Below are 15,112 nucleotides of genomic sequence, written 5' to 3'. Positions count from 1 at the left end.
CGGGATCAAGATCCATTTTTTGGATCTGGTCCCGGCTTTAAAGAATTGTGAGTCTGCAATTAGTATTTCATTGCCTCTTTGGTGTGGAATTTTTTGAGAAAGCCAATCTGTCCGATATCATAACTTTCATGTTGCGCTAAAAAGGCAATAGTCCCTCCAAAAGTAAAATCTCCTATCGGACTTTTTAAGGGGCAATCTGCTGCCAAATGTTCTTCACTGACTGACGCCAATGCCTCCTTGAGCAATTCCGTTGCTTTATTCCATTCCGCTTTTATCTCAGCTACTGAAGGGTATTTCGTTGCCGGATCAAAAGGTTTAAAATTTTCAAAAATTCCATCATACGGGTTTTTGGCCACGGGTTTTCCGAGCATCGCACAAATATTGTAGCGAGCCCAAACAGTATGTGTACCGAGCCATGATAAAGGGTTGTTGTGATCGCTGATACGTTCTTTTGCCTGTGCATCCGTTACGCCGTCAAAGGCATTAATGAAGAGACGGCTGTTGAGATTTAGAATAAGCTCGGATGGATAGATAGATTTTGCCATAAGATTGCGTTTTTAATAAGATTTGATTGGTTATACCCTAAGACGTTTGGAAAAATCGCCATTGGACAATTTCAGAAAAAATTATTACGTCCTGTTAAAGTGAATTAAAATTCAAAAATAGTTTAATATGGATTTTGAACAAAATAATGAATAACACATTCTATAATGCGTTATTCAATTTTACTTCTATCATGTCTTTGCAAAAAAACGTCGCAAAAATGTTAAAACAATATTTCTGTTATTCAACAAGAATTTTCTTCCAGTAATATTTATTCACATCAAGCAGCTTCATGAAATAAATTCCAGCGGAAACGGCCTTTACATCAACTGTAAAAGATGATGAAAGGAATATTTTTTGAGTATGAATCAATGTTCCGTTCAAATTAAAAATTTCCACCAGACCTGAAGAAATGAAATCAGCCGAAGAAATTGTGAATTTCCCTGTTGATGGATTTGGGAAAACTGATATGCTTGCAGGATCGCCAATTTCATTTACGGAAATCAGATGCGCGCACAATCCGCTCACTTGTACCGGGATCGGGCTATTTACAAAACTTGCATTGCCAAGTTGTCCATAGTTATTGGCTCCCCAGGCCCAGCCTGTGCTGTCATTCTTCATTGCAAAGGTATGAGCATATCCTGCAGCAATTGCGGTTATACCTGAGAGTCCCGGAACCGGAATAGCAACATGGCTGTCGGTATTGCTGCCGTTTCCAAGCTGACCATTGAGGTTGAAGCCCCATGCCCAAATTGTTCCATCATCTTTTAATGCGAGTGCATGATAAACTCCTGCAGCAATAGCAACAACTTTGGTGAGACCGATCACCTGAACCGGACTATAGCTGATAGCAGAAGATGCATTGCCCAGTTCGCCTTCATTATTGCCTCCCCAGGCCCAAACGGTGCTGTCTTTTTTGAGTGCAAGAGAAAACCCATTTCCGGCAGCTATCGCAATTACATCTCTTAAACCCGGAATTGAAATTGGCACATTACTCACTGTATTGATTCCGTTTCCCGGTGATGCTCCCCAGGCAGCAACAGTACTGTCACGTTTGATAGCAAGCGAATGATAATATCCACAGGCAATATGAGTCACTCCTGTTAGTCCGCCGGCTACAGGAACAGGAACATTGCTGGATCCACCAGAAAGTCCATTGCCAAGTTCACCATAATCATTATAACCCCAGGCAAAAACAGTGCTGTCACTTTTCAGTGCTAGTGTATGATACATGCAACTAATTTCTTTGATGCCGGAAAGTCCGGTCACACGTATTGGGATTGAACTGCCTGTATTAGTTCCATTACCCAATTCACCGGTTATGTTAGAACCCCATGCCCAAACTGTACTGTCGTCTTTCAAGGCTACAGTATGATTCACTCCTCCACCAACATTTGTAACATGACTGATCAGGTTTACTGATATTGGAGTACTACTGAAACCGACTGTACTTCCAAGCTGGCCAAAAGAATTGGCTCCCCACGCATTCACAGAGCTGTCGCGGCAAATGAAGACTGAGTGTTGTCCGCCACAAGCTATCTTTTGAGCTTCTGAAAGTATTGGAAAAAAATAAAATGTTGTTTGCGCAATGGCCAATAAGCTCAGGCTGAGTAAACGTTTTGTCATAAAGTTATGGAGATTAAAATCGGCAATTATGTTTCTGACTGAATAGGAATAAAACTGTGATAAAGAAGAGCAATGTAGAGTATTATTTAATACAATGGTTGAAAGTGTAACGTTTCATTGAAAAAGCATATGTTTATCTAATTGATTCATATATTCATTGATAAAATATTGAAGAGCAAGATCCAACGGAAAGCTAAAAATCAAGTTCTTCACTGAATTTCATGAATACTCCTTTCTTACACTGAGAAAGGAAATTGCCCATGAGAATTCATGCAATGGCTATCTGGCAGGCCGATACACCAGGCCTTTCAAAATTTTTGGGAGCATATGTTTATTAAAAATAGAATAAAATCAGTGAAGAAAAAGATAGGCCGAGGGGTGAAATAAATTTGAATATTTTGTTCGGAAAACATTGTGAAATAGGAAACCGGGGTTTTGATAATCCTTGTGAATAAAGTCATTTGAAGCATTGAAACTAAGCCAGCCAACACCGAGGCACTCCGGCACATATGTTTTCCAACATATCTCTATCCAATTCCTTGAGGGCTGCACTGTGCTGAGAGTGAATCAAACAATCCCTCTATGCACTCAAAGCGCTATTGTTTAATTATTTTCCCACTCTTGATTATCCGTTTTTCATTACTCAACGTATAATAGTAAATGTCGCTTGAGTAAGCCGACAAGTTGATATTGTTTGTTGGGCTGGTCAATGTTTTTTCAATTTGTCTTTCACCTAATGAATTATATAAGGTGAATTTCACTTGTTGTTCGGCGTTAATTTTAAATGTCACATCGTTAGTGGAGGGGTTAGGAAATACAGAAACAAGATCGTCGCTTAAATATCCGTTTTCGATTCCTGTAATAATGTTTAAATTCATCAGAATGACCCCGCTGTCACCAACAGCAATGGCAGTATGTGGATTGATAAAAGTAATTTTATTGAGATTTGATGTAGTTGGGGCAACATCATACTCTAATATATCACCATTCATATTCTTTCTCAAATAAATATCACCATATCCACGGCTATCCACAATTTGAAAATAGGTTGTGGAATCAAAATCTACAGTGTGATAAATGATATATTGGAAATGAATGCTGTTAACGGAAATTGCAGGAAATGTCCATGCATTGTGAATGGCTAATGGATAGTATGTATCCTCACTATTTCCCGTACATAAAATGGATGAATGATTGAATCCCTGAACAGGTTGATCCGTAATATCCTTTTTGCAAGCAAAAATCACAAGAATGAAAAAAATGCAAAGAGTTAGTAGGTTTAAATTAATCAGACGGTTTAGTTTTGACCTGCTTCCACGTAAAAGGATTACTCAACTCCCGCTAACCACTATGTAATTATAAGAATTTATAAATTCAACCAAATTTATTCATCGCTATTTTAAAAGAATGAGTCATAGAGAATAAAAAAGAGAATGAAGAGAAGTATACCAATGCGGATCATTTTATGCAAACGCCAATAAGAAGCAGCCTGCACTTTGGATTTTAAATGGTCAGGAATAAACGTATCCAAGGGGTTGTTTGTATAATTTAACTCAAAATCAGAATTTGATTCTTTCACGGAGGCCGTAAATTTTGAAAAGTTTTCGTCTATCGAATTAATAATTATAAATTTTTCATCTCCTGAATTGTTCGTGTAAAACAGAACCCAATAAGATGGTAGGAATAACGCTTTTAAATAATGTACCTGCCTCAGTGGGACGACCTCCTCATCCTTTACTCGGGGCAGATACATATTGTTCCTGTCAAATGTAATGAGTCGGGTATTTCCGCTGTAGCTGAACCCCACCAGACCCAGAACAAACGTGGTAATTAAGAATATTGGAGCATTCGTAGTAGGGTTTTTAGAACCACTAATCATCATGAAAACGAAAGAATAGACCATTATAAACCCACATATTAACTTTGGAAGAACCATTTTTCGATTCAAACCCATCTTGTCAAATTGCAAATCCACAGGTGGTTTCAGCGCAAATGGCTCATACCTGCTTTTTTCCTTTTCCTTTGAAGTATTCTTCGAATTTATATGTGAGGTAGCAGGAACCAATACAAATTCATTTATTTTTTCAAGGATCATATTTGCTTCTTCTTCTGACAGCTCCAAGCCAATTTTTTCAACCTTTTTCTGGTAATCAAATTGGATTTTAAAGTACGCTCTGTTATTTCTGAACTTGCCAGTGTTTGTGTACAGATAAGAAAGAAAATTAGACGCCTTATTCAGGTCAAATACTCTTCGTTTTGAAAATAATTTCCATTTGTGATAGGTAATTAACTCGAAACGGCTTACACGGATGATTTCCTCACCAAAGAGCAAGTATAAAATATGCCATAGACCATAAAAGATGAAGGAGTTACATAATACAACAAAAAGTATAAAATAGAATAACGTAGAACTAAGCCCTGTCCGGATTTCTTCCACGAGTCCGTTTGCTAAGAAATAATCAACATAGATCAACACATATAAACCTACAATTCCGCTTATGAATTGATAAACAATTGCGTCCTTTCTTGAAGGAATTGTGAAGATTAGTCCATCCTGATCTTCGTTAAATATTATTCTACTCATAGATCAATCGTACAATTATTTCATTCCGGAAATTGATCTGAAAAATAATTAAATTTTTGTAATTCCCAAATTAGTAATTCAGCCAGAGCAAGTGTTTAGTATTCCTATAGGCAATCGCTCATTACACTTCAGATAATAAAAATTAAGATTGAGATTGCAGGTTAACAATTCCGAAGTGGGACTAACAATTAATATTTATGTATTGAATTTCTCTTTTTAGGGAATGCATGCAACCATGCATCTATTATTTCACACCATATATCAACCTGGCGCTGGAATCCAGGACAAGACTGCCACCGGGAAATTCTTTGCTTAATTTAGAATAAACTTCTCCATATATTTTTTCTTTCATCTCATCGTCCGCATTGCTGAGGGCTGAAACGACAGGAGCTGCCAACTCTGTCATCATGTTCCAATATACATCGGCAGATTCACATTTCAGTTGTCCGGGAATTTCCTTCGAAAAAACTTTGGTAAACCCGGCTTGCAAAAACAGATCTGTCATTAGGCCATCATTTGCACATCTGAAAATACCCGGACTGCCGGGCGGTGGAACAGGTAAATTCAATTCTTTCTTAATGACATCCATAATTGCAGAAACCCAAAAATTCTTTTCCGAACCATTCCATACCGTTGCTACAATTCTTCCTCCCGGTTTCAGCACACGAAATATTTCCTTCGCTGCGAGAAGCATGTCCGGGAAAAACATAAAACCAAAACGACAGCTGACTGCATCGAATGAATTGTCGGCAAAGGGAAGTTCGCAAACATCACACGCTTTCGTTTCGACATTGTGAATACCTCTGCGCCTGGCATTCTCCTCCGCAATTTCAAGCATTCCTGCTGAAAGATCGGTGATAATTACTTTGCCATCCGGTATCAAAGTTGCAATCGTCAATCCGGGCTCTCCGGTTCCAGAGGCGATATCAAGCACCAGGTTCTTGCCTTTTAGATCAAGCAGACGAATCATCTCTTCGCCAACCGGTTTTAAAAAATCCATATTCAGCTCATCCCATTTTTTCCATCCTGAAGAAAATTTATTCCAGGAGGCTTTTTGTTGTTCTCGGATTTGGATTGATTGCTGTTCCATATTGAATAAAATTGTTTACAAGGGTTAATTATTCATCACTTGACAATTTTTAAAATGCAATTATTGAAAAGTAAAATTACTAACTGTACTGAATGATTAGTTAAATATACACAAGGATTCAGGCAAGTCGTGTTAACAAGGAAAGTATTTCTTTTTACAGGGCATGAATATTTTCGCCTCTTTTGAACAGCAATATGTTTTCAGTGAAATCCTGAATTATGATTGAACGCCAATTGTTAAATATTTTTCATTTGATATTTGACCCATGATAGAATCCCATTTGGCTCAACACCTTTATTGATACGGGTTTTAACATCTCAGCCCTATATTTGTTAACATTTGATTTATTCTACCAAGCATAAGTAAGTACTGGCCAAAAAACAATTTTAATGCTTTAATGAACAGGGAAATTAACGTAAAATAGCTTTTCGACTTCAGATTGACCGATTATCCCCCTAAGTAAAATGAAGAAATTTATATGGATTGCATCTTTTATGCAATTTATTTACTCTTTCGTTTTTGGACAATTATTAATAAATGAAATTTGTCCGGCAAATAATTCTGTAATCCAAAACCCTTACGGGCAATACGATGATTACATTGAAATTTATAATTCCGGTGTGCATGCAGTGGATTTAGGAGGGTATGGTCTTAGTGATCAAGCCGATTCAACAGAGCGCTTTCATTTCTCTTCTTATAATCTTAATCCTGGCGAACACTTACTGGTATTCGCCTCCGGACAGGATGTGGTCCCTCCTGTTGACCATTATGAAATGCCTGTGAATGGAAATGGAATTTGGAATTATTATATTGGTTCTTCTCATTTAGATTCCAATTGGAGCAGCGCAACATTTGATGATAGTCAGTGGCAAAGCGGAGAAGGTGGTATTGGTTTTGGAGATGAGGATGACGCTACAGTGATTTCACCCTGTCGTTCAGTGATGCTCCGACAATCTTTTGTCGTGAACGATCCATCCAGGATTCTCAATGCTTTTCTGATGATCGATTTTGATGATGGTTTTGTCGCATATCTTAACGGTGTTGAAATTGCGCGATTCAATATGTATCCCGGCATTCCCGACTGGGATGATCTTGCATCCGATGCTCATGAAGCGGGAATTTATCAGGGACTCTCTCCTGATTCATTTGCTATTGACCGTGATTTGTTCAATTCGGCGATACAGACAGGAAAAAATGTCTTGTCTGTAGAAGTTCATAACGTCACTGCCAACTCCAGCGATCTTTCAGCCATTCCATTTCTATTTACAGGTGTGTCGGATTCACGCCAATTTTTTCCGGCTCCTCCGACATGGTTTCATCCGTCAACTCTCTCTGTTTTCGGTGCCGACTTTAAACTTCGCAGAAGTGGTGAGACCATTTATCTTTTCAATCCGGATGGAAATATTGTTGACCAGGTAAGTTATCCAAATCTGGAGACAGATCATTGTTATAACCGAACTTCAGATGGTGAGCAAAACTGGTGTTACAGTAATTTGCCAACACCCTTATTGCCGAATAGTTCATCCAACTGTTATAACGGATATGCTCTCCCTCCCGTCTTTTCTTTTGCAGGTGGATTTTATCAGTCTGGTATCATTCTGAATTTATCAACTTCATTGCAGGGTGCGCAGATTCGATTTTCAACAAATGGAAATGATCCCCAGATGAGTGATCAATTATATACTCATCCGATTACAATAGATTCGACAACAACAATCCGTGCACGTGTTTTTGCACCAGGAATGCTTCCTGGAAAAACAATAGGGCATACTTATTTCATTGACGAAGCCTCCCAACTTCCCGTATTTTCAATAAGTATGGATTCTTTGGATCTTTGGGATGAGAATTCCGGAATTTATGCTGCAGGACCAAATGCAGATCCATCATGGCCGCATTTTGGAGCGAATTATTGGCGAGATTGGACCAAACCCGCAGCATTTGAGTTCTTTGATAAATCAAAACAACACATCTTTAGTTTTAATGCCGAAATTGAAATTTATGGAAACTATTCAAGGGCTGAAGTACAAAAAAGTTTTGAAATCAAACTGAGTGACAAATTTGGAATGGATGGATTAAATTATCCTCTGATTTCAGATAAACCATATCTCTCAAATTATGAAAACATTGTCCTTCGCAACTCCGGAACAGATTGGAATGTGGTTCATTTCCGGGATGCGTTGATGGAAAGATTAATGAAATCAACTTACTCGGGCTATCTCGCAGCGGAACCGGTGAGGGTTTTCCTGAATGGACGCAACTGGGGTGTATATACGATCAATGAAAAACACAATCACACCTGGGTTGAGACAAATTATAATTTAAAAAAATCTGAAATTGATTTTCTTACAGAAATTGGAGATGAAATCATAACAGTAGATGGCAGCGCGAATGATTTTTGGGCTTTGTACAATTATAGTACTACTCAATCTCCATCAGATCAGCATTATTATGATCAAATTAATTCAATGCTTGATCTGCAAAACTATGCTGATTACTTTATCGCGGAAACCTTTTATAATAACGGAGACTGGATTGGCGAATGGACAAACAATATCAAAATGTGGAAACCGAAAGCTCCGGGGTCCAGGTGGAAATATTTGCTCCATGATCTTGACTTCGGATTCGATTTGCATGGTGATGTTACAGACAACAGGCTTGAGCTGGCCAGAAATCCTGATGCTTTCAGTTATTCATCAGAGATGTTTGATGCAATCCTGTACAATGAAAAATTTAAAAACTATTTCATCAACCGGTATGCCGATTTGCTAAATACCATCTATCTCCCGGCCAATGTGGAAACTGTAATGAAATCTTTCAAAGATTCTATGGCACTTGATATGGTTAAACATTTTGAAAAATGGGGAGGGGATACAGATTCCTGGCATTCAAACATCGATGATATGATGCAATTTGTGAATCAGCGTCCGGAAATTGCACGCTCAATGATCCTTGAACAGTTTTCGCTCAGTGGAAAGGTTCATCTTGAATTAAATGTTTTGCCTGCCGGCGCAGGAAGAATTGAAATCAGTACTGTGACTCCCGAGACTTATCCGTGGACGGGAGTTTATTTCAATGGAAATCCTGTTACGATTACTGCAATTCCAAATCCCGGTTTTACATTTGATCATTGGGGTTCCGGGCAATTATCGGGTTATGGCGGAGATCAATCTGTCACAATCAATTTTACATGGGATCAGCAAGTCGTTGCCTATTTCAGTGGAAGTGCAAAATACCCGCAGCTGAACATCAGTGAATTTAATTACCATTCCACTTCAGCATTTAATTCTGAAGACTGGCTTGAATTTTACAATTATGGTTCATTCGATCTGGACATTTCGGGATGGAAAGTTTCAGATGAATTAGATCATCACATTTATAAATTTCCAACCGGAACCGTGATTCCTTCGAATGAATACATCGTTCTTGCGAAAGACACAGTTGCTTTCGATAACATCTATCCAACAAGAAGAAACCGGCTGGGACAAATGGGTTTTGGTCTGGACAACACAGAAGGACAAATCCGGTTGTTCGATCACACAGGTACTACCTTCAGATCATTATATTATCAGTCGGAATTGCCCTGGCCTCCTGAGGCAGCGGGATTTGGATACACCTGTGAATCACAGATTGATTCAGGTGATCTCAGTAATGGTAACAACTGGTTGCCCGGATGTTTCGGAGGATCGCCGGGAGGTCCGTCTACAAATGCGCTTGCGGTAGACATTAATATTTCAGGGCCAAACATTCTCTGCAGCGGTTCTGAAATTGCACTGGAAGCTCCGGAATTCCCGGATGCTGTTTACCAATGGGTATTGGAATATCAGGACCTGCCGGGTGAGGGCAACAATACTCTAAGTACAAATGAACCGGGAGTTTATTCCATACATGTGAACGCTCACGGATGTATAAAAACATCAAATACATTTATTGTGTCCGAAAAATCGACAGCGACAGCGCCATTTGTTACTAATGAATCACGTTGTGGTCCGGGCTACGTCTTGTTAAGAGCGACTGCTCAGGATTCTGTCTTTTGGTTTGATCGTACCGATGGAGAGGCCCTGGCATCCGGTGAAACTTTTCTTACACCTTTCATGCAAACAAGCTCTACCTATTTCGTACGTTCAGGGAAAGATTGTCCTTCCACTTTCGTTTCTATTACTGCTTCAGTTTTTGAAAATTGTGACTCCTCCGTAAGTGTCTTTCCAAATCCTTCAACCAAAAACTCACACATCCTGATTCAAATCGCAGGATTGAAACCCGGAACAGCATCTGTTCACATCACAGATAGCCAGGGACAACTTGTAAAATCAATAGATTTGAATTTGCCGGAACAGTCTACAACATGTAGTCTGGATATACAGGATCTTGATGAGGGAATTTACGTTGTGAATATTTTACAGGAGGAAGCAAACTACACGACAAAAATTTTACGCATGGAATAATTTGGAAACTCTCTTCAAGTAACTCTTACGAATTCCCTATCCAGATAAACTATGAATTTTGGGAGGAGCAAAAAGTAAAGTGCAATCATTTCAAATTGAGTTGTCTCCTTTTAGCAAACCAATGTTGGCAATTATTGCTGAAAGCTAATTATAAAATAAACCAAATTACAATATAAAAAAATACGAAAAGAGAGTTTTCGTCTCCTTTCGCATTTTCAGTAAATTGATATTGATTAAACCGTCGTGAAAGTATCAAGCATTGATTTCACTTTGTTGTGATCCGCCTTAATCGCAGTATGTTGAATATTCAACATTGCCTGTTGCTCTGCAGTAATGTCCGACAAGTTGTTTCTTAGTGCTTTGTTATACGTTTCTACCGCAACGTCTTCTCCGTATTCACAAGAGTTAAGAATAGCTTTGCGGTCATTGCCCGTGAGCGAAGCTTTTACATCCATCCACACGCGAAAGAATTTTCCGGAAGTCATTGTTCCTTCTGCCGGTTTTCCACTTAATTTATTAACCTCGGTTACCAATTGATTTTTGCAGGTATGACTTGTTTCTGCAAATCGGCCAAACAGTGTTTTCAATTCCTCATCCTTTGTTTCTTTTGCAGCCGTTTCATATCCCTGAATCCGGTCATTATTGATGGTGATGAGCGAATTCAACAGCTCGATTGTTTTCTCTTTATCCATAATATGAATTGTATTTGATTGTTAATTAATTAGTATAGCGCGTGACCGGACTTGATAATTGCAATGCGATAACACAACACTGTTACTTGCAATGCCCTAGAAGCATCCAGATCAAGGCAAACACGACAATACTTCCAAGACAGCCTCCTCCCAGTTTTGCTGAGCCATAGCCGGCTATCAATCCTCTAAAAATATTATTCATGCTTATTCTTTATAAAGTTGTGACGTCTTTATAAAAAGAAGTCATAGCCATTATTGTGAAATTCTTTTTTCGGTTCCTTCTTTTCCTTCATAAACCGTTGTATTATTTTTTCTCCGGCCAGTTTAATGGTATCTCCGTGCTTTGTCGTAATATTCGTTACAGCAAATTGCAGCAATGTTCCCATTAATCTTGTAACCGGATTCCTTGAAGCACCGAACAAAACGATTTTAGAAAGATATCCTGTCGCCGCTCCAATTACATTGTTCACAATGTTACTTTTCAGTTCCGGGCTCTCCACTACTTTGCTAATAGTGGTTTTTATAATATTGATTGGCTTCAGGCTCTCGTAGGTAATATGAAACTGTTCCTTCAAGAGTACTAACTCATCCTCCTGCTTATTTTGCAAAAGCAATATGCTTTTGTTTAATGCGTCGGTTTCATTGATTCGTTGTTTCATGCCTCTTTTTGTTTTAGCATTTGTGCAATGATTGTATTGCTCACCGGGTTTTTAATCCAGCTATGCCGGAAGGCGTGCACCAGGATTGCAACAATTGCATAAAACCCTCCAATCACAAAAAATCCATAGTAGGAGTTTCCGAGCAATTTTCCGATCCATAATGCAAAACCAATGTTGGTGATTAAAACAGACAATACAACGGCCATAAAAACTGCCAGGCGTGAAACCAGTGAAGAAAGCACATCCGCTGATTTGTCTATAGCATGAAGCTTGTACAATTCAACTGTTGTTTTGGTGTAGTTTTCCGCTCTTTCAAACAGCGATTCGATGGGCGTTGCATTGTCGTTCATAACATGATTTTTTAACTTGACTTTTAAGCGAACTTAAGATGCTGCATGTTTACCTGCTGCGGCTCCATCGTGTTTAAAATCTGAAGCTGTACTTTTCAGGTCGCTTTTAGCTTCATCAAATTTTGATTTACCCTTGTCGGCCAAGTCCTGCGCCTCCTTTTTGGTACTTTCAAACTTTTCTTTGAGTGAATCACGAAATTCATCAAACTTTGTTTTTAGTTCGTCGGCATAATCATTTCCTTTGTCCATAATTTGCTTACGCGTTGTCGAACCTTTTTCAGGCGCGAATAAAATTCCTGCGATTGCGCCAATGGCAAGACCTGCCAATGCTCCTAAAACTACTTTTCCAGTGCTCATAATTTATGTTTTTAGATTGTTTGTATTTTAAAGTACTATACTTTTTTGTTTTCGGAAATAACTCTCAACAAAATGGAGACAATGGCAATAATCAACAGGAGGTGAATAATCGCACCCACACTGTAAGCAAAAAAGCCAATCGCCCAAATGATAATCAGAATTACTGCCACTGCATACAGAAGATTTCCCATGTTTCTTATTTTTAATACTTATTCTTGTTGTTTGTGCTATCCGGCATGATATCCATTTTCTTTGTGCCTTTCATTGGAATCATATTTCCTGACATATCCATGTGTTCGCCCTCTTTAAACATCATTTTTGTGCCTCCTTTTTTCATGTAACTACCGTTGCTCATTACGACTATTCCATTATCCATGGTCATTTCGTGGTTTAAGGATACCATTCGGCCGGCCTTTACCATGACCATTTTACCGTCCTGCATCATGACGCCATCGGGATGTGACATGTCTGCCGGATTTTTTTGCTCGTTTTGAATTTGGTTGTTATTCAGATCACGATTTTGAATCATGCCATCATCGTTTCTGTTGTTTTGAGGTGGATTCATTTTGTTTTGTGTTGAATCCACTTGCGCATACGAGCAGGCTGTTATCGCGATTGCCGTGAGAGTTAAGAGTATCTTGTTCATCTTTATGAAATTTAAATTGTTTTATTACCCGGTAAAGGTCGGCTATATGAAAAGGATATACTTTACATAATTTTCGAAAAGAGTTACACAATCCTCACATTGTACTTTTACGATTCCTCATCAGAAACGGCACTAATCGGTGTTTTCTATTGTCAATACAGATTAATTCATCCGGCATGATTGAAACTTTGTTCTTTATAAGTTTAGGAAACTTCACTTGACTGAATGAAAGAACACGACTTTGACGCTTTGAATTGTAGTTTCAAGAAAATATAATGAAACAAGTATTCCGAAAAATTCGATAAGAATTCAGCAAAACGAAATGATATGATGAACTGATTCCCGCTTAATATTAAAGCCTTTTTGAAAATTATTAGTTTTATTCCTGTACTCTAAAAAGTACTGTATTTAATACTTAACAGTATACGCAACCAGATAAACCACATACTCCGCGAAGAAAAACCACCAGAATCTTTTGTAATATTTTCTGACAGATTGCTGGAGATTCAATCGTATGGAAAATGCATTGACAATAAAAAGCGCGAATAAAACAATGTGTCCAATCAGCAAGACTTTGGTCGCGATGGAAGGAATATCTGAATCATAAAAATCAACAGACTTCATATAAATTGTAAACAAGTAGGCTGTCAAAACCAAAATGTTTCCGGCGACCAATGCTGTTTTTGAAGAATGATGGATGGCAAAGGTCTTTATATTGTACTTCGCATCTCCCTTGACATCTGCCAAATCTTTGAACCAGGAAATGACAATACTAAATGCGACAATAAAAATTGTAAGTATTTTGACATTCTCCGGCATCGCAATGGTGCCGTTTACCAGGTAATTGAATATTAAAAAACCTCCTGCGTTGAGCAAAATACCCCGAACAAATGTAATAGCAAGGGCTGCAGTTACATGATGCTTCTTCAGATGGAATGGCGGCATTGAATAAGCCCAGCCAATTGTTGTGGCCAATGCAACAACTAAAAAAAGATATGGCGTAATGTACAAAGCAAGTCCGAGACTGAATATCAGGGCTGTTATCACAGTGATTTTTGCCTGACGAGGGCTCAGCGCTCCCGATGGGATAGGCAAAAACGGTTTATTAATTTTATCAATAGCGACATCAGCAATCTGATTAATCCCAACGATAAAAATATTACAGGAAATCCCGATACATAAGGCCAGTATCAGGTAGGATATGCATTGCGTTTCCTGCTTGTCACAAACAATAAAATACAATGTCAAGATACTAATCGCGCTTCCGATGATTGTATGCGGTCTGCTGAATTTCCAGAGTGTGCTGAATGGTATCATGATTCAGCTTCTACCTGAATTACGATGAGTGGACTAAGGCCGTTCTGCAGTCGAAAAATTTTAATTTTTTTACCGTTGTGTGCAAATACCCTTTTGTATTTACCCACAGAATATGATTTTAAAACCGACACTATTCCGTCATAGGTGATGATAAAAATGTTCACGGGAACCACATAGGTGAAGAACAATCGCTTCAAAGAAAATGGAGCAACAAAAGGAGTCAGCAAAAAAAGACCGAAAGTGGTAGTCAAGAATACTTTCAAAAAACACAATAGTGTCGGTTCAAGCACCTCCACAATAAAAGCGGGCGATCCGGATTGCAGGATTTTATGTACTATCTTTTGTTTCTCTTCATCCCTGAAATGATGGAATGCGTTAAACATGGTATAGTATTTACCTTGTTCAAATTCCATTTCAAGCACATCTGTTTTAGAGATCGCTATAACATCTTTATTAACTTTCTTTTTTAGTACGCCAGGATATTTATCACTCAGGGAAAGACTGCTAAAGCGGTTGGTCTTTTTGTAAATGCTGATAGCCGGCTCTCCGCTTCCTGAACAGAGATCCGTCATAGCTGTTGCAGACAGAGACGCTTGTTTCACATAATTTACAAAAACGTCATATACATTGAACCTGCTTACAACAAATCCAATAAATTCCGTCTGATAATTTCTTAAAATGGAAGGAAACCAAGCAGCATCTTCTAGTTCTTTCACCAATCGTTATGAATTTTTGGAAACGATAAAATTATATTACAGAAAAAATTCGTTTAGCGGACGAATTACGATTGATGGGTTACAGACTCG

At 38.4% G+C, this 15,112-nt stretch carries 14 protein-coding genes; 1 reads left to right on the top strand and 13 read right to left on the bottom strand.

Going from position 1 to position 15,112, the window contains the following annotated elements:
- Positions 1–59 precede the first annotated feature (59 nt).
- From IPP86_01000 to IPP86_00980, 5 genes are all read right to left on the bottom strand, one after another.
- Positions 60–545, bottom strand: coding sequence for a DinB family protein (locus IPP86_01000; protein ID MBL0137089.1), 486 nt, complete (start codon positions 543–545; stop codon positions 60–62).
- A 238-nt stretch (positions 546–783) separates the two neighbouring features.
- A complete protein-coding gene (locus IPP86_00995; GenBank protein MBL0137088.1) occupies positions 784–2,169 on the bottom strand; it encodes a T9SS type A sorting domain-containing protein in 1,386 nt (461 codons plus the stop codon).
- A 596-nt stretch (positions 2,170–2,765) separates the two neighbouring features.
- Entirely contained in the window at positions 2,766–3,416 is a 651-nt protein-coding gene (locus IPP86_00990) for a T9SS type A sorting domain-containing protein (GenBank protein MBL0137087.1), read from the bottom strand.
- A gap of 152 nt (positions 3,417–3,568) precedes the next feature.
- Positions 3,569–4,753 (bottom strand): hypothetical protein, encoded by a 1,185-nt coding sequence (locus IPP86_00985; protein MBL0137086.1) that lies wholly within the window; start codon positions 4,751–4,753, stop codon positions 3,569–3,571.
- Between the two features lie 244 nt (positions 4,754–4,997).
- The gene (locus IPP86_00980) at positions 4,998–5,843 is read right to left on the bottom strand and encodes a class I SAM-dependent methyltransferase (protein MBL0137085.1); all 846 of its coding nucleotides are present in this window, start codon (positions 5,841–5,843) and stop codon (positions 4,998–5,000) included.
- A gap of 464 nt (positions 5,844–6,307) precedes the next feature.
- Here IPP86_00980 and IPP86_00975 point away from each other — a divergent pair, with 464 nt between their 5' ends.
- Positions 6,308–10,285 (top strand): lamin tail domain-containing protein, encoded by a 3,978-nt coding sequence (locus IPP86_00975; protein MBL0137084.1) that lies wholly within the window; start codon positions 6,308–6,310, stop codon positions 10,283–10,285.
- Positions 10,286–10,518: 233 nt separating this feature from the next.
- Here the strand turns inward: IPP86_00975 and IPP86_00970 are convergent, their stop codons facing one another.
- The 8 genes from IPP86_00970 to IPP86_00935 form a co-directional block, all read right to left on the bottom strand.
- Positions 10,519–10,977 (bottom strand): PA2169 family four-helix-bundle protein, encoded by a 459-nt coding sequence (locus tag IPP86_00970; protein ID MBL0137083.1) that lies wholly within the window; start codon positions 10,975–10,977, stop codon positions 10,519–10,521.
- Between the two features lie 230 nt (positions 10,978–11,207).
- Positions 11,208–11,636 carry a hypothetical protein gene (locus tag IPP86_00965; protein ID MBL0137082.1) on the bottom strand — a complete coding sequence of 143 codons (429 nt, stop codon included), beginning with the start codon at positions 11,634–11,636 and terminating at the stop codon, positions 11,208–11,210.
- Positions 11,633–11,986 carry a hypothetical protein gene (locus IPP86_00960; GenBank protein MBL0137081.1) on the bottom strand — a complete coding sequence of 118 codons (354 nt, stop codon included), beginning with the start codon at positions 11,984–11,986 and terminating at the stop codon, positions 11,633–11,635. Before IPP86_00960 ends, IPP86_00965 begins: the two co-directional genes overlap by 4 nt.
- Positions 11,987–12,019: 33 nt before the next feature.
- Positions 12,020–12,343 (bottom strand): YtxH domain-containing protein, encoded by a 324-nt coding sequence (locus tag IPP86_00955; GenBank protein ID MBL0137080.1) that lies wholly within the window; start codon positions 12,341–12,343, stop codon positions 12,020–12,022.
- 35 nt (positions 12,344–12,378) lie between these two features.
- Positions 12,379–12,534 carry a lmo0937 family membrane protein gene (locus IPP86_00950; protein MBL0137079.1) on the bottom strand — a complete coding sequence of 52 codons (156 nt, stop codon included), beginning with the start codon at positions 12,532–12,534 and terminating at the stop codon, positions 12,379–12,381.
- Positions 12,535–12,545: 11 nt separating this feature from the next.
- Positions 12,546–12,989, bottom strand: a complete 444-nt coding sequence (locus IPP86_00945) for a hypothetical protein (protein ID MBL0137078.1) — start codon at positions 12,987–12,989, stop codon at positions 12,546–12,548.
- A gap of 408 nt (positions 12,990–13,397) precedes the next feature.
- The gene (locus tag IPP86_00940) at positions 13,398–14,306 is read right to left on the bottom strand and encodes a homogentisate phytyltransferase (protein ID MBL0137077.1); all 909 of its coding nucleotides are present in this window, start codon (positions 14,304–14,306) and stop codon (positions 13,398–13,400) included.
- Positions 14,303–15,025 carry a hypothetical protein gene (locus tag IPP86_00935; GenBank protein ID MBL0137076.1) on the bottom strand — a complete coding sequence of 241 codons (723 nt, stop codon included), beginning with the start codon at positions 15,023–15,025 and terminating at the stop codon, positions 14,303–14,305. The genes IPP86_00940 and IPP86_00935 overlap by 4 nt, the downstream gene beginning before the upstream one ends.
- Between the last annotated feature and the right edge of the window lie 87 nt (positions 15,026–15,112).

The sequence above is a fragment of the Bacteroidota bacterium genome (assembly GCA_016720935.1).
Classification (GTDB): domain Bacteria; phylum Bacteroidota; class Bacteroidia; order AKYH767-A; family 2013-40CM-41-45; genus JADKJP01.
This window is presented reverse-complemented; position numbering and strand designations above follow the sequence as displayed.

What these genes read in the sequence shown, in the direction of transcription:
- IPP86_01000 (MBL0137089.1), bottom strand. Translation starts at nt 545, where the DNA reads ATGGCAAAATCTATCTATCCATCCGAGCTTATTCTAAATCTCAACAGC.
- IPP86_00995 (MBL0137088.1), bottom strand. Translation starts at nt 2,169, where the DNA reads ATGACAAAACGTTTACTCAGCCTGAGCTTATTGGCCATTGCGCAAACA.
- IPP86_00985 (MBL0137086.1), bottom strand. Translation starts at nt 4,753, where the DNA reads ATGAGTAGAATAATATTTAACGAAGATCAGGATGGACTAATCTTCACA.
- IPP86_00980 (MBL0137085.1), bottom strand. Translation starts at nt 5,843, where the DNA reads ATGGAACAGCAATCAATCCAAATCCGAGAACAACAAAAAGCCTCCTGG.
- IPP86_00975 (MBL0137084.1), top strand. Translation starts at nt 6,308, where the DNA reads ATGAAGAAATTTATATGGATTGCATCTTTTATGCAATTTATTTACTCT.
- IPP86_00970 (MBL0137083.1), bottom strand. Translation starts at nt 10,977, where the DNA reads ATGGATAAAGAGAAAACAATCGAGCTGTTGAATTCGCTCATCACCATC.
- IPP86_00965 (MBL0137082.1), bottom strand. Translation starts at nt 11,636, where the DNA reads ATGAAACAACGAATCAATGAAACCGACGCATTAAACAAAAGCATATTG.
- IPP86_00960 (MBL0137081.1), bottom strand. Translation starts at nt 11,986, where the DNA reads ATGAACGACAATGCAACGCCCATCGAATCGCTGTTTGAAAGAGCGGAA.
- IPP86_00955 (MBL0137080.1), bottom strand. Translation starts at nt 12,343, where the DNA reads ATGAGCACTGGAAAAGTAGTTTTAGGAGCATTGGCAGGTCTTGCCATT.
- IPP86_00950 (MBL0137079.1), bottom strand. Translation starts at nt 12,534, where the DNA reads ATGGGAAATCTTCTGTATGCAGTGGCAGTAATTCTGATTATCATTTGG.
- IPP86_00945 (MBL0137078.1), bottom strand. Translation starts at nt 12,989, where the DNA reads ATGAACAAGATACTCTTAACTCTCACGGCAATCGCGATAACAGCCTGC.
- IPP86_00940 (MBL0137077.1), bottom strand. Translation starts at nt 14,306, where the DNA reads ATGATACCATTCAGCACACTCTGGAAATTCAGCAGACCGCATACAATC.